Source organism: Leisingera sp. ABM4_103, assembly GCF_056158685.1.
The window spans coordinates 2963125-2984172 of the sequence record NZ_JBSWTU010000005.1 but is presented as its reverse complement, the minus strand read 5'-3'; the positions used below and the strand labels follow the sequence as shown (position 1 = coordinate 2984172).

Below are 21048 nucleotides of genomic sequence, written 5' to 3'. Positions count from 1 at the left end.
CCAGACGGAGAAAGACAATGCAAGCAGACTGGATTTGGGGACTGGGCGGCGGCCTGCTGATCGGGCTTGGCGGTGCGGTGTACCTGCTAGGCAACGGCCGGATCATGGGTGCCAGCGGTATCCTGGGCGGGCTGCTGGATGGCAGCGGCCGCAACACCGCGGCAGAGCGGATCGCCTTCATCGCCGGGGTGATTGGCATGCCGCTGCTGATCGCGTTGCTGACTGGCAGCACTCCGGATACCCATGTCACAAGCAATGCTGCGGTTCTGGTGCTGGCCGGCCTTCTGGTGGGCATCGGCACGCGCGTTGCCAATGGCTGCACCTCCGGCCACGGGGTCTGCGGCATTTCCCGCCTGTCCCTGCGGGGGATTGCGGCCACTGCGGTCTTCATGCTGGCAGGCGTCCTCACACTCGCGGTGCTGCGCCAGATGCTGGGGGTGATCTGATGCTTCGTATTATCCTGGCTTTGCTTGCAGGCAGCCTGTTCGGGGCAGGACTGATGCTGTCGGGCATGACTGACACCGCCAAGGTGCAGGGCTTCCTGGATATCTTCGGCCATTGGGATCCCACCCTGGCCTTTGTGATGGGCGGGGCGCTGCTGCCGATGGCGCTGGCATGGCGGTTGACCGCAGGCCGCAAACCCGCCGCCGGCGGAAGTTTCCCCTCCCCGCCCTCTGCAGAGCTGGACCGGCGGCTTGTCCTTGGTTCGGTGCTGTTCGGCATCGGCTGGGGCCTGGTGGGCCTCTGCCCCGGCCCGGCAATGGCCTCGCTCAGCTATAACAGCTGGAAGGGTGCGCTGTTCCTGGCGGCGATGGCCTGCGGCATGATAGCCGCCCCTGCGGTCAGCCGGCATCTGGACCGGGGCGCCGCAAACGCGTAAGGACTCACCCATGGAAGCACGCGTAATCACCCCCCGCTATTCGGTCTCGCCGCAGATCTCGGCTGAGGATCTGCCCGCCATTGCCGCCGCCGGTTACAAGACTGTGATCTGCAACCGCCCGGATGAAGAAGTGCCGCCCAGCCATCAGGCCGAGGCGATCCGTGCCGCGGCAGAGGCAGCCGGGCTGCGGTTTGAGGTTCTGCCTCTGACCCATCAGACCATGACGCCGGAAAACGTGGCGCTGCAGCGGGAGCTGTATGAGGGCGGCGAAGGCCCGGTGCTGGCCTATTGCGCTTCCGGCACGCGCAGCTCTGTGGTCTGGGCCTTGAGCCAGGCAAGCGACATGAGCGCGGACGATATTCTGGAGAAAACCAGCGCGGCTGGCTATCAGCTGGATGGGCTGCGCCCGGCGCTGGACTCACTGGCAAGCCGCTGAGCCGTTGACCGGAAGTGTGCCTGCCCCAGCATGGCAGGCGCTTCCAAGCACTCACCTATATGACCCAATGTGTACACCGCGCACCGAGCGGTAATGAAAGGGCTGCCTCCTGTCAGCGCTGATGGGTCGGGCGGAAGGTGCCGCAATGGTTCAGAGGAAGGGACTGAACGTCTGGCATCGCTTCGTGCGCGCCATGCCTCAACCGCTTCCGGGCTGCCGGCCGGTGCGGGGGACCGTATCCAGGACATTTACTGGTCTGGCGTATAAGTCTGCAGGTCATTCGCCTGAGCAGGGCCGCGACCAGGCAGTTCCAGCTGATGCAATCAGCCGTTTTCCGTCAGAGCGCTGTCCAGGCCGGCCAGCTGCGAGATTTCTGCTGCCGCATCGCCCGACTCGAAATCGCCGAGGTCGGCGGCAGGCAAATCAGGCAGATCCGGCAGGTCGGGAAGGTCCGGCAAGCCGCCGTCCAGGCCATCCATACCCAGCCCGCCATCGCCGTCGAGGCCGGACAGGTCCAAGCCATCCAAGCCGGCATCCATTGCCCCCATACCGCCGCTCATTCCGCCGCCATCCAGCGCTGGGGCTGCCTCCAGCGCGGGCAGTCCGTTATCTTCCATCGGGTCCTGCAGCCCCTGGTCGGCGATGCCCATGCCGAGCGCCGGCGGGCCATCCGGCATCGCATCCATGCCAGCGCCGTCGGAGAACGCCATATCGTCCGCGCCGGCATCGCTGACCAGCGTGGTTCTGGGCTGGTTCAGACGGACCGCACGGGCCCCGTTCATCTGCCCCAGCCGCCCCTGCGCAACAGGCTTGCCGCCGATGGTCAGCAAATCGGTTTCATAAAGGTAGGCCTGATCCAGCGGCAGCGTGTCGCCAACCTTCAACCCGGCAAAGTCGCGCAGCGGCACGCGCATCTTGCACAGAACCGCCGTCAGCTCAGCGCGGATTGAATTGAGATTGCGGCCCAGTGACGGCCCCTGAGAGCCGCCGCCCTGGCCGTCCTGCAGTTCCTCCGCCGTTGGTTCCGGCAAGATCAGCTTCATCACGCCCTGCATGGCGCCGCAGGCAAGATCCAGGTTCAATTCGATCACCCGGTAATCCTCAGCCTCCAGCCCCAGCACCAGGCTGCGCACATTATCAACCTGTGCGCCAAAGCGGTATCCGGAGAAGATGGCCTGATCCGCGTGGCCGTCCAGCATCGACATGACCTTGGCAAAGGTGCGTTCCAGAAATTCGGCGGTCATGGCAGCATCGGTGGGGGTATAGACGCGTTCAGCCGGCGCCTTGCCGATCACCGCGCCAATTGTCTGCTGCTGGATCAGCGCGGTCACGGTGGCCGCGTCCATGCTGGCCGCACCGATCCGCCCGTTCGGGCAATCCAGCACCACCAGAAGATCCTTGTCGGACAGGTTCTGGGCAAGATCCTCAGGGATGCGATTGCACTGGCGGGCCGCCAGCACGGCCATCGGCAGCTCGCACAGATCCGCAGCCGCGCGCGCGACAGAACGGCGCAACGCCTTCAGCGTCAGGGAGCTGTTGATCGCCCCGGCGCCTTCCTTGGTTGCTGCCAGCTTGCGTGCAAGCACACTTTGCTTACCGCTGCCCGCCTGTGCTGCTTCTGTCTCAGACATAGGCTGTTTAACCTGCCCCATACGCGTCCCGTTTCCTTGGTTTTACCCGAAAGGAGGTTAACAACTTCTGTATTCCCGCGCAGGTTACGCCGCCTTTTCGCCCGCGGCGGGTAAGGAAACCCGGAAAGCGCCGCCGCTGCGCCCAGGCAGGTAGCGAATGTCGCCGCCAAGCCGCTGCATGACCTCGCGGCAGATCGCCAGACCCAGCCCGGCCCCGCCCGCGCGTTCAGGGCTGACGCGGGAGAATTTCTCGAAAATCATCTGCTGGAAATCCGCAGGCACGCCGCTGCCATTGTCCGTGAAATCAATATGCAACCGCCCGCCGGCGGCGGTGGTGGAGATGGTCAGCTCCGGGTCGTCCGCGTCGCAGTATTTCTGAGCGTTGGCGATCAGGTTGATGAACACCTGCGCCAGCCTGTCGAGGTCGGAGGAGATGCGGTATGCCTCTGCCTCGGGGCTGCGGGTCACCTTGAGCGGCCTGTCCGACCCCGCCAGCGCAGCGGCGACCGCGTGGTCCAGCACTTCCGTCAGAGTGCCTGCCGTCATGTTGAGGCTCACCTGGCCGTTCTCCAGCACGCTGAGGTCCAGAAGGTCGTTGAGCAGCCGGGTCAGCCGCAGCGTCTCGTCATGGATGATGCCGGCATAGTGGCGCTGTTCCTGCGGGCTGAGCTGGGCGTCATCGCGCAGGATCTCAGAGAACGCCCGGATCGACGTCATCGGCGTGCGCAGCTCATGGCTCACCTGGCTGAGAAACGCGTCTTTCTGCTCTGAAATCTGCGTAAGTTTCTCGTTTGTTTCCCGCAACTTGCGAGCCGTTGCCGACAGCTCCGCCGATTGCGCCTCCAGCCGGCTGGAGTATTCCAGCATCTGCGCCGTCTCATCCGCCACTGCCAGCAGATCCTGCACCGAGACCGACGAGCCGCCGACGATCTGGCCGATCATCGCATGCGCCGCCGCCGCCCCGATAGAGGCGCTGAGCTCGCGCTCCAGCCGCTCCAGGAAGGCAGGCGTCGGCTCCGGCAGCGGGCCGCGGCCGCCCTGGCGCAAACGTTCCCGCTGGAAGAAGGCCTGCGCCTCTGAGGCACCGAGAATCCGCTGCGACATGATCATCAGGTCTTCGGATTGCGCAACCGAACCGGTCCAGCCGCGCGGGCCCGCGGAATGGTCGAAGACATTGACGAATTGCGCGCCCTGCAACCGTTCCAGCGGGCTGGGGAAGCTCATCAGCGACACCAGGCAGAAGGCCGTGGCATTGAGGCTCATCGACCACATTACCGCATGCACCGTCGGGTCCATTCCCTCGATCCCGAACAGCGCTTCGGGCCGCAGCCAGCTGAGGCCGAAAAGCCCTTCACGCAGGATGTGTTCCGGCAGCAGCCCGCCGCCCAGTGCGGGCAGCAGCATCGTATAGAGCCAGATGGCAAATCCCACGGTGAGACCGGCCAAGGCACCGCTGCGGGTGGCGCCGCGCCAGAACAGCCCGCCGACCAGCGCCGGAAGGATCTGCGCCACACCGGCAAAGGAGATCAGGCCGATGGCCGCCAGCGCCGCAGCGCCGCCCGAGAGGTGATAGTAGAAATACCCCAGCGCCATGATCACCGCGATCGACACCCGGCGGGAGAACAGCACCACGTCGCGCACATCGCCGGAAACCGAGGCCTGGCGGCTTTGCAGCCGCAGCCAGACCGGCATCACGATATGGTTCGACACCATCGTCGACAGCGCCATCGCCGCCACGATCACCATCGACGTCGCGGAGGAAAAGCCGCCAAGGAAAGACAGCACCGCCAGCCCCTGCTGGCCTTGCTGCAAAGGCACCGTCAGCACGAACATGTCCGGATTGGCACCCGCGGGCAGCAGCTCCAGTCCGACGACGGCGATGGGCACCACGAACATGGAGATCAGCAGCAGATACAGCGGGAACGCCCAGGAGGCGATGCGCAGGTGGCGCTCGTCCTCATTCTCCACCACCATCACCTGGAACATCCGCGGCAGGCAGACAAAGGCGGCAGCGGCCAGGAAGGTGATGGTTGCCCAGCGGCTGCCGTCGACGTTCCACTGGCCGATCTGCGACGCGTCGATACGCTCCAGCGTCTCGCCGACACCGCCGGCCACACCCCAGACTACAAATACCCCCACTGCCAGCAGCGCTGCCAGTTTGACGATGGCCTCGAGTGCAATGGCAGTCACCACCCCGTGGTGGCGTTCATTGGCGTTGAGGTTGCGGGTCCCGAACAGGATTGCGAACACCGCCAGCCCGGCGGCCACCCAGAACACGGTCGAGGTCTCGTTATAGCCGCGTATGGGGTCGGCTTCGGCGAAGATGGCAAAGGACAGGGTGACCGACTGCAGCTGCAGCGAGATATAGGGAGTGACGCCAATCACCGCGAGGATGGTCACCCCTGTGGCCAGCAGGTTCGACTTGCCATAGCGCGAGGATATGAGGTCGGCGATGGAGGTGATCCGCTGGCTGCGCCCGATCCGCACCAGCTTGCGCAGGCCCCACCACCAGCCGATCATGACAAGCGAGGGGCCGAGGTAGATGGTCACGAACTCCAGCCCCGAGCGCGCCGCGTAGCCTACCGCGCCGTAAAAAGTCCAGGCGGTGCAATAGACCGACAGCGACAGCGTGTAGATCAGCGGCGAGCGCATCCAGGCCGCGCTGCGGCCGCGGCTTGCCATCCGGTCGGCCCAAAAGGCGATGAAGAACAAAAACGCCACATAGGCAAGGCAGACAAAGGCCAGCACGTTGAGGGAGGCCATCAGCCGTCCTCCCCGTGATCCGGCCGGTCACCGGGCAGCCCTGCCCCGTCCGGCCCTCCGCCGGTCCAGTGATCGGCCCATCGCTGCACCGCCATGCTGAAGACAAAACAAGCGCCGATCAGCCCGATCCAAACCGAAAACACATAGATAACGGCCGAAGACATGCTGACCCCGTCTCGGGCCGCCGGATGGGTGGACGCCTCAGGCCACAACAGCGGCAGCGCCAGCAGCAGCGCCCCCAGCACCGGCAGCAGCCGGGCGATATCCATCAGGCGGCGGCGGCGGTATGTCTGGCGCTCCGCGCGGGTGCCCGTTTGCTCTTTGGCGCCGGCCTCCCGGGTCATCCCTGCCCGGCCTGGGCGTGCAGGTCCCGCACTGCGGTCAGCACCTCGGCATTGGAAAAGGGTTTGGTCATGAAACGGGTGACGCCCGCTTTCTCCGCCATCTCGCGGTCGCGCATCTGGCCGCGGGCGGTCAGCATCAGCACCGGCAGCGCCTGCATGGCGCTCTCGGCGCGCAGTTCGCGGACAATCTCCAGCCCGCTCTTGCCCGGCAGCATCAGATCGAGAATCACCAGGTCGGGATCGGCCTCCCGGATCACCTCGACAGCGGTAGCGCCATCGGTATGCGCATCCACACTCCACCCGTCCCGGGTCAGCAGAAACCGGATGGCCTCGGTGATATTCGGCTCATCTTCGATCAGTACAACATGCCTGCCCATCAGCAGAATTTCCTCCCGGCGCTCCTTGCCGGACAAGCCGGTGCGGGTACGCATTCCTTTTTGCGCAGGTTAGCCCCGCGGCCATACGGCTGTCAAAACTCTTCCTTCAGGATCGACGGCTCGCGCCGGGCCGGACAGCCCTGGCGCGGGCAGATCCGGCAGCTGGCGCCCACCGGCTGCGGGTCCTGTGCCTCCTGGCCGCCGGGCAGAATAAGCATCACCGCCCGGTACAGCGGGTCAGCCCCGAAATCCGGCATCTCAAGCGGCCAGGCGACCGCCATGCAATCAAAGGCCGCCGCATTGCGCCCCTGCTGCACCACGCTGCGCCGCACCGGCACGTGCGCGCGCACCAGCGCGCTATAAAGCGGCCACAGCGGACAGGACGCCCCGAAGCGCGGCATGGCAAAGCCGGTGACCGGCTTGCGGAACAACAGCGTGCCGGAGGCATCGCAGATCACCAGCCCGGCTTCCCGCCCCAGCACCTCCTCCGGCAGCGCGGCCAGACGCCGCAGCACCACTGGCAGGCTGCAACCGAACTGCCGCGCCAGCGCCACCGGGTCGAGCCCGCCCGAGCGTATCTGGCGCGACAGTGCCGGCAGCGGCATGGCGCGGGCATCTGCCTGGTATTGCTCCAGCGCAGCGCGGGCCAGGCTGCGGGCGGCTTCGCTTACCAGCTCGGGAGCGTCCCGCACCAGATCCTCCGGTGCAGCAGCGTCCTCCTCCAGTGCCGGGAAGTGGAAACGGCTGGCCTGCAAGAAGGCTTCGGCCTCCTCCTGCGGCATGCCACGGCGGTCCTCGCCGGTATCCCCCTCATCCAGAAAACTCACCAGCGCCCGGCTGCTTTCCGACAGCCGCAGCGAATCCTCGTTGAGGTTCTTATGAAAGCGGTCGCGCCATTCCGGCTCCAGCTCACCGGTTTCCGCCAGAATCGACGCGGTGGAGCGGATCGCGGCGGCGGTCGACAGCACCTCATGCACCGAGGCCGCCAGATTGGGGTCATGGGTCAGCCGGTCCGACAGGGTTTCCACCGTCCGCTCCAGCGTGGCGATACGGCGGTGGCCGGAGGCCAGCACCTCGGCCCAGCCGGGAAAGCGGCCTGCAAATTCGTCCACCCGGTCCAGCTCCGCCACCGGCACGCCGCTGTCTGCTGCCGCCTCCCGCAGGGTGGAGATCAGCGCCGCCTCCGCCCCCTCGCTCAGCATCGAGGGTTCGACCCCCAAAACCCCGGCAATGCCGACCAGAAGCTTGCCGCCAATTCTGCGCCGGTTGTGCTCAATCAGGTTGAGATAAGAGGCTGAAATCCCTGCCTCCCGCGCCAATTCGGCCTGGCGCAATCCAAGGATGAGCCTGCGCTCGCGGATCCGGCTGCCAGTGAGGGTGTCGCGTGCCATTCAGGCGGGCCTCCCAAAACACTTCCAATTCAAGGGCTTTCTGCAACGCAATATAACTTTGTTTACAGTATGCCGCGGAATATTGTTCATTTATTTACAGAATTTTCAAGCTGCAAAAGGGTTTTATTGCTTGGGTTTACATGACGCTCTCATACTGATTTTGCACGAACAGTGCTGGTACCGCGCAGAAGTGAGGAGCTGCAAGGCACCAATCATATTAGGGAGGAATACATGTCTAAATTTGACGTTTCGCGTCGTGGTGTCCTGAGGACCGGCGCACTCGCAGGCGCCGGTGTGGCGCTGCCGACTATCTTTACCGCCTCTTCCGCCGCCGCTTTCACCAATGAGCCGACCGGCGGCACCGTCACCCTGGGCTTTAACGTGCCGCAGACCGGCCCCTATGCCGACGAAGGCGCAGACGAGCTGCGCGCCTATGAGCTGGCGGTCGAGCATCTGAACGGCGGCGGCGACGGCGGCATGATGAACACCTTCAGCTCCAAGGCGCTGCAGGGCAGCGGCATTCTGGGCAAGAAGGTGGAATACGTCACCGGCGACACCCAGACCAAATCCGACGCCGCCCGCGCCTCCGCCAAGTCGATGATCGAGAAGGACGGTGCGGTGATGATCACCGGCGGCTCCTCCTCCGGTGTGGCAATCGCCGTGCAGGGCCTCTGCCAAGAGGCAGGCGTGATCTTCATGGCTGGTCTCACCCACTCCAACGACACGACCGGCAAGGACAAGAAGGCCAACGGCTTCCGCCATTTCTTCAACGGCTACATGTCGGGTGCAGCGCTGGCGCCGGTGCTCAAGAACCTTTATGGCACCGACCGTATCGCCTATCACCTGACAGCCGACTACACTTGGGGCTGGACCCAGGAGGAATCGATCGCCGCCGCCACCGAGGCGCTGGGCTGGCAGACCGTGAACAAGGTCCGCACACCGCTGGCCGCCACCGACTTCTCCTCCTACATCGCTCCGGTGCTGAACTCGGGCGCCGACGTGCTGGTGCTGAACCACTATGGCGGCAACATGGTGAACTCGCTGACCAACGCGGTGCAGTTCGGCCTGCGCGAAAAGGTGGTGAACGGCAAAAACTTCGAGATCGTCGTGCCGCTCTACTCCCGTCTGATGGCCAAAGGCGCCGGTGCCAACGTGAAGGGCATCCATGGCTCCACCAACTGGCACTGGACGCTGCAGGACGAGGGTTCCAAGGCCTTCGTGAAGTCCTTCGGCACCAAATACGGCTTCCCGCCGAGCCAGGCCGCGCACACCTGCTATGTGCAGACCCTGCTTTACGCGGATGCGGTCGAGCGCGCAGGCAGCTTCAACCCCTGCGCCGTTGTCGAAGCGCTCGAAGGCTATGAGTTCGACGGCCTGGGCAACGGTCCGACGCTCTACCGTGCCGAAGACCACCAGTGCTTCAAAGATGTTCTGGTGGTGCGCGGGAAAGAGAACCCGACCTCGGAGTTCGACCTTCTGGAAGTGGTCGAGGTCACCCCGCGGGCACAGGTGGAATACGCACCGGATCACCCGATGTTCGCTGGCGGCAACCTGGGCGCCTGCAACCCGGGCGCATAAGCCAGCCACAGGGCGCCGGAATTTAAAAAATTCCGTGCCGGATTCCGTTCCGGAATCCGGCTGCCCCAACCGGCCCGTCCGCTCCCCCGCCGGACGGGCCATCCCGAACCTGACGCACGGTGGGACCCATGGACGCCATTCTCCTGCAAATCCTGAACGGGCTCGACAAGGGCTCGGCCTATGCGCTGATCGCGCTGGGATTGACACTTATCTTCGGCACGCTGGGCGTGGTGAACTTTGCCCATGGGGCCCTGTTCATGATCGGCGCCTTCTGCGCCGTTACCCTGCAACGCATTCTGAACCTCAGCTATGAGGTGGTCGACGAGACCCAGACCGACTTCCTCGGCAACCCGCTCAAGGTGAAGACCCCCTATGTCGAGGCCTGGTTCGGCCCCGAGTTCGGCGGTGCCATCATCGACTGGGCGGTGCCGCTGGCGATCCTCTTTGCCATCCCGATCATGATCGGCGTCGGCTATGTGATGGAGCGCGGGCTGATCAAGCATTTCTACAAGCGCCCCCACGCCGACCAGATCCTGGTGACCTTCGGTCTCGCCATCGTGCTGCAGGAAGTGGTCAAGTATTTCTACGGCGCCAACCCGATCCAGACCCCGGCGCCGGACGCGCTGAACGGCGTGGTGAACCTGGGTGCCGTGATTGGCATGGACATCATCTATCCTGTCTGGCGCGTGGTCTATTTCTTCTTTGCCGTGCTGATCATCGGCGGTATCTTCAGCTTCCTGCAATTCACCACCTTCGGCATGGTGGTGCGCGCGGGCATGGCCGACCGCGAGACAGTGGGCCTTCTGGGCATCAACATCGACCGCCGCTTCACCATTATGTTCGGAATCGCCGCCGCCGTCGCGGGCCTGGCCGGTGTCATGTACACGCCGATCAACTCCCCCAATTACCACATGGGCATGGACTTCCTGGTCCTCAGCTTCGTGGTGGTGGTTGTCGGCGGAATGGGCTCCCTGCCCGGCGCGGTGCTGGCGGGCTTCCTGCTGGGCATTCTGGAGAGCTTTGCCTCGATGAACGAGATCAAGTCGCTGATCCCCGGCATCGACCAGATCATCATCTATGTGGTCGCAATCATCATTCTGCTGACCCGCCCGCGGGGCCTGATGGGCCGCAAAGGCGTGATGGAGGACTAAGACATGTTCGGACTGGACAAAAGAGACACTTCCCTGCTGATCATCGTCGCCATCCTGACGCTGTTTGCACCCTTCATCCTGAATCCCTTCCCGGCCGGCAGCGCCATGGCGCAGTTCAACGCGGGCTATCCGGACCTGATGCAGCGCTTCGTGATTTTCGGGATCTTCGCTATCGGCTTCAACATCCTGTTCGGCCTCACCGGCTACCTGTCGTTCGGCCATGCTGCCTTCCTCGGCGTCGGTTCCTACTCCGCCGTCTGGATGTTCAAGCTCATCGGCATGAACGTGATCCCGGCCATCGTTCTGTCGGTGATCGTCGCGGGCCTGTTTGCGCTGCTCATCGGCTTCATCAGCCTGCGGCGCTCGGGCATCTACTTCTCGATCCTGACGCTGGCCTTTGCGCAAATGTCCTTCAACCTCGCCTATTCGGTGCTGACCCCGATCACCAACGGTGAAACCGGCCTGCAGCTAACGCTGGAAGACCCCCGTATCCTGGGCGTCTCCGCCACCGCCGACGGCTCGATCCCCGTGACCAACCTGTTCGGGCTGGAGATGCGCTCCACATTCGAACTCGCCGTGGGTCCCTGGGCATTCCAGTTCAACGCGGGCTATTACCTCTGCGCTCTTATCATGCTGGCCGCCTTCTACCTGGCGATCCGCATCTTCCGCTCGCCTTTCGGCATGATGCTGCGGGCGGTGAAATCGAACCAGCAGCGGATGAACTACACCGGCCTCAACACCCGGCCCTACACCCTGGCGGCCTTTGTAATCTCCGGCATGTACGCGGGTCTTGCGGGCGGGCTTATGGCCTCAATGGACCCGCTGGCAGGCGCTGAGCGGATGCAGTGGACCGCCTCCGGCGAGGTGGTGCTGATGACCATCCTGGGCGGCGCCGGCACGCTGATCGGTCCGGTGCTGGGCGCAGGCTTCATCAAGTACTTCGAGAACATCTTCTCCAAGATCAACGACAACGTGCTGCACACCTGGTTCAGCTTCCTGCCGGACGGGATGGAGGACGCGGTCGTGTTCCTGATCCACCCCTTCATCGGCAAGGGCTGGCACCTGACCTTGGGCATCCTGTTCATGCTGGTGGTGATCTTCCTGCCCGGCGGCCTGGTCGAAGGCGGCCAGCGGATCAAGGGCTGGCTCAGCCGCCGCAAGGCCAAGGACAGCAACGCCTCTGGCGAAACCAACCCCGCGGAATAAGGAGACAGAACAATGGGTATCCTTGAAGTCAAAGACGTGGGGAAACGGTTCGGCGGCCTGCAAGCGCTGTCCGATGTGAACCTCAGCGTCCAGGAAAACTCGGTCCACGCGATCATCGGGCCGAACGGTGCAGGCAAGTCCACCCTCCTGAACTGCCTGGTGGGCAAGCTGATCCCCGACACCGGATCCGTCATGTTCGACGGCCAGTCGGTGCTGGGCCGCGCGCCCTATGAGATCAACCAGATGGGCATCAGCCGAGTGTTCCAGACGCCCGAGATCTTCGGCGACCTGACGGTGCTGGAAAACATGATGATCCCCTGCTTTGCAAAACGGGACGGCGCGTTTGAGCTGAACGCCCTGTCCGCGGTGCTGCGGCAGAAGGACATTCTGGAAAAGGCCGAGCACATGCTGGAAGAGATGAACATGGCGGACAAGCGGCACATGCACGCCGCCGCCATGTCCCGCGGCGACAAGCGGCGGCTGGAGATCGGCATGTGCCTTTCGCAAGAACCCCGCCTGCTGCTGCTGGACGAGCCGACCGCGGGCATGGCGCGGGCCGATACCAACAACACCATCGACCTGCTGAAACAGATCAGCGACGAGCGTGACATTACCATCGCCATCATCGAGCACGACATGCACGTGGTGTTCAGCCTCGCCAACCGGATCACCGTGCTGGCCCAGGGCACCCCGCTGGTCGAGGACGATCCGCAGAACATCCGCGGCAACCCGAAGGTGCGTGAAGCCTATCTGGGCGAGAGCGCGTAAAGGAGAAACACCATGAACGTCAAACCCGATTTCTCCAAGAACGCCAATGTGGCATCCACCGCCCCGGCCTTCCTGTCGGTCTGGGATGTGCACGCCTACTACGGCGAGAGCTACATCGTGCAGGGCATCAACTTCAACGTCCACGAGGGCGAGATCCTGGCACTGCTGGGCCGCAACGGCGCGGGCAAGACCTCGACCCTGCGTTCGATCGCGCGCACCGGCTCCCCGATGGTGACCCGGGGCGAGATCTGGCTGGATCACAAGCCGCTGCACAAGATGACATCCTATGAGGCCGCTGCCGAGGGTCTGGGCCTTGTGCCCGAAGACCGCCGTATCATCCCCGGCCTGACGGTGGAGGAAAACCTGCAGCTGGCGCAGATTGCCCCGCCCATCGGCTGGTCGCTGGAGCGCCTGTATGACCTGTTCCCGCGCCTCGGCGAGCGCCGCAAGCAAGAGGGCGTGACACTGTCCGGCGGCGAACAGCAGATGCTGGCGATTGCCCGCGCGCTGGCCCGCGACATCAAGGTGCTGTTGCTGGACGAACCCTACGAGGGCCTGGCGCCGGTGATCGTCGACGAAATCGAAAAGACCCTCATCCACATCAAGGAACAGGGCATGACAACCATCATTGTCGAGCAGAACGCGGTCCGCGCCCTGGAACTGGCGGACCGTGCAGTGATCCTCGATACCGGCGGCATCGTCTTTGACGGCACCGCCGCCGAGGTCCTGGCCAACGAAGAGCTGCGCGCCGAATACCTGGCGATCTGAGGCGCGCGCCAAGCAATACATCTCCGTCTTGCCGGCCACCCGCGTGCCGGCATTGGCAGACTGAGGCCGGCTCTCCCCTCAGCCGGCCTTTTTTGAAAACTGCTGCGCCTAAGCTGAAAACATCAGTTTTTGACGCAATAAACCGCGGTTATACGGCCCCGGTTTCTGCACCCTTCCAACTTGGCGCCTATTCTTCGCAGCCGCTCCGGACGCGATGTCTCTGCCACAGCCCGCGCCATTCCGGCACGGCACCTGACAGGACACAGAAAGGACACCCCATGCGCCACTCGCTGAAACTCCTCGCCATTGCCCTCGCCCTGCCCGCCGCAGCGGCCTTAGCCTCCGAGGGTACACCCAGCGCCGAAACCCAGGCCAAGATCCGCGACCTGCTGACCGCGCAGGGCTATGACGTGCGCAAGATCGAAAGCGAAGACGGCCAGTACGAAGCCTACGCCCTGAAGGACGGCAAGAAATACGAGGTCTACCTGAACGGCAAGCTTGAGGTGGTGAAGATCGAAGAAAACGACTGAGCCCTACAGACCAGCACACCGGGCGCCAACTCCCGGCGCCCGCTTTGATAGGAGGGCTGAAATGCGCCGCACATACGTCTGGGACCCTGTGGTCCGGCTGTTTCACTGGTCGCTGGCCGCGGGCTTTGCCGCCAATGCGCTGTTCACCGATCCGGAGGGCGATATTCATCTTTACATCGGCTATGTCATTGCCGCGCTGATCGGCATCCGGGTGATCTGGGGCCTAATCGGCAGCCGCTATGCGCGGTTCTCCAGCTTTCCGCCTGATGCCGGTGCTGCGGCCGGTCAGCTCAGCGATATCGCCACGGGCCGGATCCGGCGGCATCCCGGCCACTCTCCGCTGGGCGCGCTGATGATCTACAATCTGCTGCTGACGATCACAGGCATCGCCTTCACCGGCTATCTGATGACGACCACCCCATTCTGGGGCGCCGAATGGCCGGAAGAGCTGCATGAAATGCTGGTCTCCTGGGCCGAAATCGCCATCGTGCTGCATGTGGCAGCGGTGCTGTTCGAAAGCCGCCGGACCAAAGTCAATCTGGCGCGCGCGATGGTCACTGGCTACAAGGAGATGCCCGGCACCTCAGCGGAGACCTGACAATGCGCCAGAACCGGCAAGACCCGGCCAAACCCTGGATCCTGATTGCCGTCATCGCCGTGCAGGCCCTCTGCGCGGCGGTGTTCCTTGGCGATGTGATTGCGGATCTCAGCGGGCTCGAGGCTGGTGAGACCGACGACGGCGAACGCAGCCATACCTATATCGAAGGGCTTGCCGCGCTGGCGCTGACCGCAGCCATTGTGATCGAAACCCGCATTCTGATGTGGCTGCTGCGGCGCAAGGCGCATCTGGAGGAAAGCCTGAGTTCGGCACAAGCCGCGATTCAGGAGGTGATCGACACAGAGTTCGCCACCTGGAAACTGACGCCTGCCGAGCTGGATGTTGCGACGTTCCTGGTCAAGGGCCTCAGCACCGCCGAAATCGCCGCCATGCGCGGCAGTGCCGAGGGCACCGTCAAAGCGCAGCTTAATGCGATATACCGCAAGTCCGGCACCGCCAACCGGGCCGAGCTGATGAGCCTGCTGATCGACACCATGATGGGCCAGCGCCAGACCGGCCGCGGCGAAGGCACCGCCGCTGCCCGGCCGGCCTGATCCAAAGTCAGACCAGCTTCCGCAGTTCCGTCTTCAGCACCTTGCCGTAATTATTCTTGGGCAACGCCTCAATCCGCAAATACGCCTTGGGCCGTTTAAACCGCGCAATCCGGCTGTTGCATAGTTCATCCAGTTCCGCGTCAGGCGCATCCCCAACGACAAAGGCCACCACTTCCTCGCCCCAGTCCGCGTGGGGCCGCCCCACCACCGAGACCTCGCGCACCTGCGGGTGCATCAGCAGCACCTCCTCCACCTCGCGCGGATAAACGTTGGAGCCGCCGGTGATAATCATGTCCTTGGAGCGGTCCTGCAACGTGAGGTAGCCGTCTTCGTCCAGCACCCCCATGTCGCCGGTCATAAGCCAGCCGTTGACCAGTGTTTTCTCTGTCGCCTCCGGGTTCTGCCAATAGCCCGGCATCACAGCATCCCCGCGCACCATGATTTCGCCGTGGCTGCCTGCGGGCAGGAACTCCCCCTCCGGTGTGCCGATCCGAACCTCCACCACGCTTTGCGCCCTGCCGACACTGGCCAGCCGCTCGCGCCAGCGCGGATGCGTGCGGTCCTGCACGTCATGGCGGGGCAGCGCGGTGATGGCCATCGGGCATTCGCCCTGTCCGTAAACCTGCACGAAGACTGGGCCGAAATGATCCACCGCCTCGATGATATCAGCGGCATACATCGGCCCGCCGGCATAGACCACGGTCCGGAGCCCCTCCCCCTTGCGGCCCAGCCGTTTGGCTTCCGAGGTCATTCGTGTGACCATCGTGGGTGCTGCAAACATGTGGACGCGCCCGAAATGAGCGGCGAGGCCGAAGATCTCAGCTTCATCAAATGCGCCCAACTCGGGACAAACATGGCGGGCGCCTGCCAGAACATGCTGGAGCGCATAGATCCCCGCCCCATGACTCATCGGCGCAGCATATAGCACGTGATCATCGGCGCTCACCTGATCCACATCGGCGAAATAGGCGATGGCCATGGCCGTCAGCATCCGGTGGGTGATCATCACCCCCTTGGGCCGCCCAGTGGTGCCCGAGGTATAAAACAGCCAGGCCAGGTCCTCCGGCAGACGCGAGGCAGGCTCCGCCACCGGTCCGGCATCCAACGCTGCCGCGTATTCAGCGCCGGCAACATCCACGCAGCGCACAGCGGCACCGGTTTCCGCGACCGCCTCGGTCAGCCCCGGAGAGGTGAACACCAATTCTGCGCCGGAGTTCCGCAGGATGAACTCCGCCTCTTTTCCGTGCAGCTTGGCATTGATCGGCACAGCCGCCGCCCCGGCATACCAGATACCGTAAAGCGCTATCAGGTAGTCCGGGCAGTTCTTCATGAAGATGCCGACCCGGTCGCCGGGTGAGACGCCCTGCGCCAGCAGCCAGCCCGCCACCGACGCCGCCCGCGCATGGAACTCTGCATAATCCGCCACCAGCTCCTGCCCCAGAAACAGCGCAGGCCGCGCCCCCTCCGCCGCTGCCATCCGCTGCAGCCACACTGCTATGTTCATCTGCTCCTCCCGGTGCCCAATTGCCCGCCACAAGGCGCGTCACGGCAACCCCTTCAATTTACCGGAATAACCGGGCTAAGAATACCATATGAGCGATCTTGCCTTTGACCATGCCCCCGTGGGCCTCGCCGTGCTGGAACGCCGCGTCATCACGCGGTGCAATCTGCAGTTTGCCGCCACCTTCGGCGGCGCCCCCGCGGACTACACCGGGATGCTTGTGGCCGGACTCTACCCCAGCCAGGAGGATTTCAACCGCATCGGCGCCCTGCTGCAGCGGCCTGAGGCGCAAAGCGGCAGCTACAGCGACGAGCGCATCATGCGCCGCCGCGCCGGGGAACTGTTCTGGTGCCGGGTGCGCGGCCGTTCGGTCACGCCAGGGGCGCCGTTCCAGACCGGCATCTGGTCCTTTGCCGATATCTCCGAGGACCGCCCGGTGGTCTCCCTGACCCCGCGGGAGCGCGAAGTGGCGATCCTCACCTGCAAGGGGCTTTCGGCCAAGGAAATCGGCAAGCAGCTGGATCTGTCCTACCGCACGGTGGAAACCCACCGCGCCCGCCTGCTGCAAAAATTCGGCGCCCGCAAGCTCCCGGAACTGGTGGCTAAACTGACCGGAATGCCGCTGTAGGGCACAAAAAGCGGCAGGCAATTGCAAATCCGTCAATCCGCCTCCATGTTACGGCAAGCATCGACAGCGCTTTCCTTGCGGTAATCCTTGCCCTATAAGCGCGCTAATTTCCTGCCTGCCGGGCCTCATGGGCCTGGGCGGGCGTGTCGGAACCGGCTTGAGGACAAAATGACGAACAAATCTCACGAAGCGGATGTGGCATTCATCAAGGCGCTGGCGGAACTGCTGCGCGAAAACGATCTGACCGAATTGCAGGTCAAGCGGGAATACGGCGAGGAGGACAGCCTCAATGTCCGCGTCTCGCGCCAGACCGCGATGGCTGCCGCGCCGGTGCAGATGGCCGTGCCTGCTGCCGCCGCCCCCGCCCCGGTTGCTGCCGCTGCAGCTCCGGCTGCCGCAGCCGCGCCTGCCGCCGCCAACGACGATCCGGCCAGCCACCCCGGCGCCGTGACCTCGCCGATGGTCGGCACCGTGTACCTGCAGGCTGAGCCGGGCGCGCCCGCGTTTATCTCTGTGGGCAAGCAAGTCAGCGAAGGCGACACCCTGCTGATCGTCGAGGCGATGAAGACCATGAACCACATCCCGGCGCCCAAGGCAGGCACCGTGAAGCGCATCCTGGTCGAAGACGGCGCTGCCGTTGAATTCGGGTCGCCCCTGGTCATCATCGAATAAGGATCTGCCATGTTTGACAAGATCCTGATTGCCAACCGCGGCGAGATCGCCCTGCGCGTGATCCGTGCCTGCCGGGAAATGGGCATCAAATCGGTCGCGGTGCATTCCACCGCCGACGCCGACGCGATGCACGTGCGCATGGCCGATGAATTGGTCTGCATCGGCCCGCCGTCCGGCGCGCAAAGCTACCTGTCGATTCCCGCCATCATCTCGGCGTGCGAGATCACCGGCGCCCAGGCGATCCACCCGGGCTACGGCTTCCTGTCGGAAAACGCCAACTTCGTGCAGATCATCGAGGACCACGGGCTGACGTTCATCGGCCCCTCGGCCGAACATATCCGCATCATGGGTGACAAGATCACCGCCAAGGAAACCGCCAAGAACCTCGGCATTCCGGTGGTTCCCGGGTCCGACGGCGGCGTGCCCGACATTGCCGCGGCCAAAAAGGCCGCCAAGGACATGGGCTACCCGGTCATCATCAAGGCCACCGCCGGCGGCGGCGGCCGCGGCATGAAGGTGGCCAAGGACGAGAAAGAGCTGACCTCAGCCTTCTCCACCGCCCGCTCCGAGGCCAAGGCCGCCTTCGGCAATGACGAAGTCTACATGGAGAAATACCTCCAGAAGCCGCGTCACATCGAAGTCCAGGTCTTTGGCGACGGCAAGGGCACCGGTATCCATCTGGCTGAGCGCGACTGCTCCCTGCAGCGCCGCCACCAGAAGGTGTTCGAGGAAGCCCCCGGCCCCTGCATCACCCCGGAAGAGCGCGCCAAGATTGGTAAAATCTGTGCCGACGCAATTGGCAAGATGGGCTATTCCGGCGCCGGCACCGTCGAGTTTCTGTATGAAGACGGCGAGTTCTACTTCATCGAGATGAACACCCGCCTGCAGGTGGAGCACCCGGTGACCGAGGCCATCTTTGGCGTCGACCTGGTGCGCGAGCAGATCCGGGTGGCCGAAGGCTTGCCGATGTCGTTCACCCAGGACGACCTGGAGATCAACGGCCACGCCATCGAAGTCCGGATCAACGCCGAGAAACTGCCGAACTTTGCACCCTGCCCGGGCAAGATCACCCAGTACCACGCGCCCGGCGGCCTGGGTGTCCGGATGGATTCGGCGCTCTATGACGGCTATTCGATCCCGCCGTACTACGACTTGCTGATCGGTAAGCTGATCGTGCACGGCCGCGACCGGACCGAAGCACTGGCGCGCCTGAACCGCGCCCTGGGCGAGCTGATCATCGACGGTATCGACACCACCGTGCCGCTGTTCCATGCGCTGTTGCAGGAGAAAGACATCCACACCGGCGACTACGGCATCCACTGGCTGGAACGCTGGCTGGAAGAGAACACGCCGGGCTAAAATTCGACGGGGCGCACCATCGGTTGCGCCCCGTTTTACTTTTGCCTGCCTTTTCCCGTTATACTGCCAGCACCATGAGCTTGACTGCGGACCTTCTGCTGCACGCCTATTCCGCCGGTGTTTTCCCGATGGCCGAACACCGCGACGACCCGGACGTGTTCTGGGTCGATCCCAAGCGGCGCGGGATCCTGCCGCTGGACGGTTTCCGCATCTCCCGCTCCCTGGCCAAGCGCATCCGCAACGGCGGCTTTGAAATCACTGTGAACCGCGACTTTGCCGGGGTGGTCGACGGCTGCGCCGACCGGGCCGAGACCTGGATCAGCGCCGAAATCCGCGACCGCTATCTGGAACTTCACATGATGGGCAACGCCCATTCACTGGAGGTCTGGCATCAGGGCGTGCTGGCCGGCGGCACCTATGGCGTCTCGCTGGGCGGTGCGTTCTTCGGTGAAAGCATGTTCTCGCGCCGCCGCGACGCCTCCAAAGTGGCGCTGGCCTATCTGACCGACCGGCTGGTGCAGGCGGGATTCACCTTATGCGACACCCAGTTCCTGACCCCGCATCTGGCCTCGCTCGGCGGTATCGAGGTCAGCCGCGCCCGCTACCGCGCGCTGCTGCGGGAAGCTTTGTCACAGGATGCTGACTTCACCCGCCCCTCGGTGCCTTCGCCTCAGCTGCTGCTGCAGCGGATGACCCAGACATCGTAACGGCTGTGGTCCAGCGCGTTCAGCGCCGGGCTGGAGGCGATCATCCAGCCCTCGAACTGCACCGCGCCGTCATCGGGGTTACGCACGGTGAGATAGGCAAAGGCGTCCCCTGTCGGGTTGTCCGCCGGATACCGGCACTCCGACACTGTGACCAGAACTCCGAACATCTCCGCACTGGCGCCAACGGCGACTTCGGCGTCCATGCTGTGGCCGTTGACCTTGTCCAGCGCCCGCAGCACCGCTGCGGTCCCTTGCGCCGCCTGCTCCTGCGCCACCGCAGGCAGCGCCAGCACAGCGGCTGTCAGCGCTGCGGCCAGGCGTTTCACGACTCTTCCCCGCCGCCTGCGACGAATTTGACCAGCAGCGAAATCAGGCTGACCGCGCCTTGCGTGTCCTCGATCTCGTCGCCTGCCTCAAAGGCAAACTGAGAGCCGCCGGGCATAATCTCGACGAAATTGCCGCCCAGCAAACCTTCGGAAGAAATCACCACCGCGCTGTCATCAGGGATTTCGATCCCTTCCTTCACCGAAAACCGGGTGTCGGCGCGAAAAGTCTCGGGGTTCAGATCGACGCCGGTCACGGTGCCGATCTTGACGCCCGCCAGCCGCACATCGGTGCCGACGCTGACGCCCTCCAGCGACCGGAAAGACGCGCTCAGGTCATAGGTGGCGCCGGCGCGCGACAGGCCCGCCGCCTGCCCTGCATAAACGGCAAACGCAACCGCGGCGGCCAGCACAACACCGCCGGCAAAAACTTCAGTAGGATTGTGGGACATGTAACCAGCCTTCTGGCAGATGTTTATTCAGGCACCCAGGCCTCGTAATCGCGGCGCTCCTTGGGCTCACCGCCCGCGCGGATAGAGCCAGCCGGCGCATAGGCCATCATGGTGCCGGTCAGGTTTTCCTGGTGCGGCTTTTCCCAGGCCTTGTGCTTCAGCGGCTTCTCGCTCGGCACCTCGTCAAAGGTACGGTGCAGCCAGCCGTGCCAATCGGGGCTGACGCGCGAGGCTTCCACTTCGCCGTTGAACATCACCCAGCGCTTGCTGTCGTCCGCATTGCGGTAGAACACGTTGCCCTGATCGTCTTCCCCTACCTTGATGCCCTTGCGGGCGGTGAAGATCCGGGTGTTCAGGGTGGAGCCGTTCCACCAGGTCACAGCGCGCAGAAGAGTGTTCAGGATTCCCATGGATGCCTCCGGAGTTTTCCG

24 protein-coding genes are annotated in these 21048 nt (G+C 64.2%); 15 read left to right on the top strand and 9 right to left on the bottom strand.

The window, feature by feature from the left end; all coding sequences use genetic code 11:
* The first annotated feature begins 17 nt into the window (after positions 1–17).
* Genes ACXAED_RS16425 through ACXAED_RS16415 form a run of 3 tightly spaced genes read left to right on the top strand, consistent with a single transcriptional unit; the run spans position 18 to position 1316 of the window.
* The gene (locus tag ACXAED_RS16425) at positions 18–446 is read left to right on the top strand and encodes a YeeE/YedE family protein (protein WP_475051451.1); all 429 of its coding nucleotides are present in this window, start codon (positions 18–20) and stop codon (positions 444–446) included.
* Entirely contained in the window at positions 446–880 is a 435-nt protein-coding gene (locus ACXAED_RS16420; protein ID WP_475051450.1) for a DUF6691 family protein, read from the top strand. The genes ACXAED_RS16425 and ACXAED_RS16420 overlap by 1 nt, the downstream gene beginning before the upstream one ends.
* A gap of 10 nt (positions 881–890) precedes the next feature.
* The gene (locus ACXAED_RS16415; RefSeq protein WP_475051448.1) at positions 891–1316 is read left to right on the top strand and encodes a protein tyrosine phosphatase family protein; all 426 of its coding nucleotides are present in this window, start codon (positions 891–893) and stop codon (positions 1314–1316) included.
* A 323-nt stretch (positions 1317–1639) separates the two neighbouring features.
* Here ACXAED_RS16415 and ACXAED_RS16410 read toward each other — a convergent pair whose 3' ends face one another.
* From ACXAED_RS16410 to ACXAED_RS16390, 5 genes are all read right to left on the bottom strand, one after another.
* Entirely contained in the window at positions 1640–2947 is a 1308-nt protein-coding gene (locus ACXAED_RS16410; RefSeq protein ID WP_475051445.1) for a FliM/FliN family flagellar motor switch protein, read from the bottom strand.
* 84 nt (positions 2948–3031) lie between these two features.
* On the bottom strand, positions 3032–5710 hold the full coding sequence (locus tag ACXAED_RS16405) for an ATP-binding protein (protein ID WP_475051444.1): 2679 nt from the start codon (positions 5708–5710) through the stop codon (positions 3032–3034).
* Positions 5710–6054, bottom strand: a complete 345-nt coding sequence (locus ACXAED_RS16400) for a hypothetical protein (protein WP_475051443.1) — start codon at positions 6052–6054, stop codon at positions 5710–5712. The genes ACXAED_RS16405 and ACXAED_RS16400 overlap by 1 nt, the downstream gene beginning before the upstream one ends.
* Positions 6051–6431, bottom strand: coding sequence for a response regulator transcription factor (locus ACXAED_RS16395; protein WP_475053136.1), 381 nt, complete (start codon positions 6429–6431; stop codon positions 6051–6053). Before ACXAED_RS16395 ends, ACXAED_RS16400 begins: the two co-directional genes overlap by 4 nt.
* 92 nt (positions 6432–6523) lie before the next feature.
* Positions 6524–7822: a short-chain fatty acyl-CoA regulator family protein gene (locus ACXAED_RS16390; RefSeq protein ID WP_475051441.1), complete on the bottom strand. Its 1299-nt coding sequence runs from the start codon at positions 7820–7822 to the stop codon at positions 6524–6526.
* A gap of 231 nt (positions 7823–8053) precedes the next feature.
* Here ACXAED_RS16390 and ACXAED_RS16385 point away from each other — a divergent pair, with 231 nt between their 5' ends.
* The 8 genes from ACXAED_RS16385 to ACXAED_RS16350 all read left to right on the top strand — a co-directional run bounded on the left by ACXAED_RS16385 (position 8054) and on the right by ACXAED_RS16350 (position 14975).
* Positions 8054–9400, top strand: a complete 1347-nt coding sequence (locus tag ACXAED_RS16385; RefSeq protein WP_475051439.1) for a substrate-binding protein — start codon at positions 8054–8056, stop codon at positions 9398–9400.
* 128 nt (positions 9401–9528) lie between these two features.
* Complete coding sequence (locus ACXAED_RS16380; RefSeq protein ID WP_475051437.1) at positions 9529–10551, top strand: branched-chain amino acid ABC transporter permease; 1023 nt, start codon at positions 9529–9531, stop codon at positions 10549–10551.
* A 3-nt stretch (positions 10552–10554) separates the two neighbouring features.
* Positions 10555–11757: a branched-chain amino acid ABC transporter permease gene (locus ACXAED_RS16375; RefSeq protein ID WP_475051435.1), complete on the top strand. Its 1203-nt coding sequence runs from the start codon at positions 10555–10557 to the stop codon at positions 11755–11757.
* A gap of 12 nt (positions 11758–11769) precedes the next feature.
* Positions 11770–12525 (top strand): ABC transporter ATP-binding protein, encoded by a 756-nt coding sequence (locus ACXAED_RS16370; protein WP_475051434.1) that lies wholly within the window; start codon positions 11770–11772, stop codon positions 12523–12525.
* Between the two features lie 12 nt (positions 12526–12537).
* Positions 12538–13293, top strand: a complete 756-nt coding sequence (locus tag ACXAED_RS16365; RefSeq protein ID WP_421056005.1) for an ABC transporter ATP-binding protein — start codon at positions 12538–12540, stop codon at positions 13291–13293.
* A gap of 278 nt (positions 13294–13571) precedes the next feature.
* On the top strand, positions 13572–13823 hold the full coding sequence (locus ACXAED_RS16360; protein ID WP_475051432.1) for a PepSY domain-containing protein: 252 nt from the start codon (positions 13572–13574) through the stop codon (positions 13821–13823).
* A 61-nt stretch (positions 13824–13884) separates the two neighbouring features.
* Complete coding sequence (locus ACXAED_RS16355) at positions 13885–14421, top strand: cytochrome b/b6 domain-containing protein (protein WP_475051430.1); 537 nt, start codon at positions 13885–13887, stop codon at positions 14419–14421.
* Between the two features lie 2 nt (positions 14422–14423).
* On the top strand, positions 14424–14975 hold the full coding sequence (locus tag ACXAED_RS16350; RefSeq protein WP_475051428.1) for a helix-turn-helix transcriptional regulator: 552 nt from the start codon (positions 14424–14426) through the stop codon (positions 14973–14975).
* Between the two features lie 7 nt (positions 14976–14982).
* Here the strand turns inward: ACXAED_RS16350 and ACXAED_RS16345 are convergent, their stop codons facing one another.
* Positions 14983–16479, bottom strand: coding sequence for a class I adenylate-forming enzyme family protein (locus ACXAED_RS16345; protein ID WP_475051426.1), 1497 nt, complete (start codon positions 16477–16479; stop codon positions 14983–14985).
* An 88-nt stretch (positions 16480–16567) separates the two neighbouring features.
* Here ACXAED_RS16345 and ACXAED_RS16340 point away from each other — a divergent pair, with 88 nt between their 5' ends.
* The 4 genes from ACXAED_RS16340 (at position 16568) to aat (ending at position 19842) form a co-directional block, all read left to right on the top strand.
* Complete coding sequence (locus ACXAED_RS16340) at positions 16568–17104, top strand: LuxR C-terminal-related transcriptional regulator (protein WP_475051424.1); 537 nt, start codon at positions 16568–16570, stop codon at positions 17102–17104.
* A 168-nt stretch (positions 17105–17272) separates the two neighbouring features.
* A complete protein-coding gene (gene accB, locus ACXAED_RS16335; protein ID WP_475051421.1) occupies positions 17273–17776 on the top strand; it encodes an acetyl-CoA carboxylase biotin carboxyl carrier protein in 504 nt (167 codons plus the stop codon).
* 9 nt (positions 17777–17785) lie between these two features.
* Complete coding sequence (accC, locus tag ACXAED_RS16330) at positions 17786–19135, top strand: acetyl-CoA carboxylase biotin carboxylase subunit (protein WP_475051419.1); 1350 nt, start codon at positions 17786–17788, stop codon at positions 19133–19135.
* A gap of 74 nt (positions 19136–19209) precedes the next feature.
* Positions 19210–19842 (top strand): leucyl/phenylalanyl-tRNA--protein transferase, encoded by a 633-nt coding sequence (aat, locus tag ACXAED_RS16325; protein ID WP_475051418.1) that lies wholly within the window; start codon positions 19210–19212, stop codon positions 19840–19842.
* Here the strand turns inward: aat and ACXAED_RS16320 are convergent.
* The 3 genes from ACXAED_RS16320 to ACXAED_RS16310 are packed head-to-tail and all read right to left on the bottom strand — an operon-like array spanning position 19806 to position 21027.
* Positions 19806–20168, bottom strand: coding sequence for a DUF2155 domain-containing protein (locus tag ACXAED_RS16320; RefSeq protein ID WP_475051417.1), 363 nt, complete (start codon positions 20166–20168; stop codon positions 19806–19808). The two genes, aat and ACXAED_RS16320, sit on opposite strands and share 37 nt — an antisense overlap.
* Complete coding sequence (gene mlaD, locus ACXAED_RS16315; protein WP_475051415.1) at positions 20165–20617, bottom strand: outer membrane lipid asymmetry maintenance protein MlaD; 453 nt, start codon at positions 20615–20617, stop codon at positions 20165–20167. Before mlaD ends, ACXAED_RS16320 begins: the two co-directional genes overlap by 4 nt.
* Positions 20618–20640: 23 nt before the next feature.
* On the bottom strand, positions 20641–21027 hold the full coding sequence (locus ACXAED_RS16310) for an NADH:ubiquinone oxidoreductase subunit NDUFA12 (RefSeq protein ID WP_027237966.1): 387 nt from the start codon (positions 21025–21027) through the stop codon (positions 20641–20643).
* Positions 21028–21048: the final 21 nt, after the last annotated feature.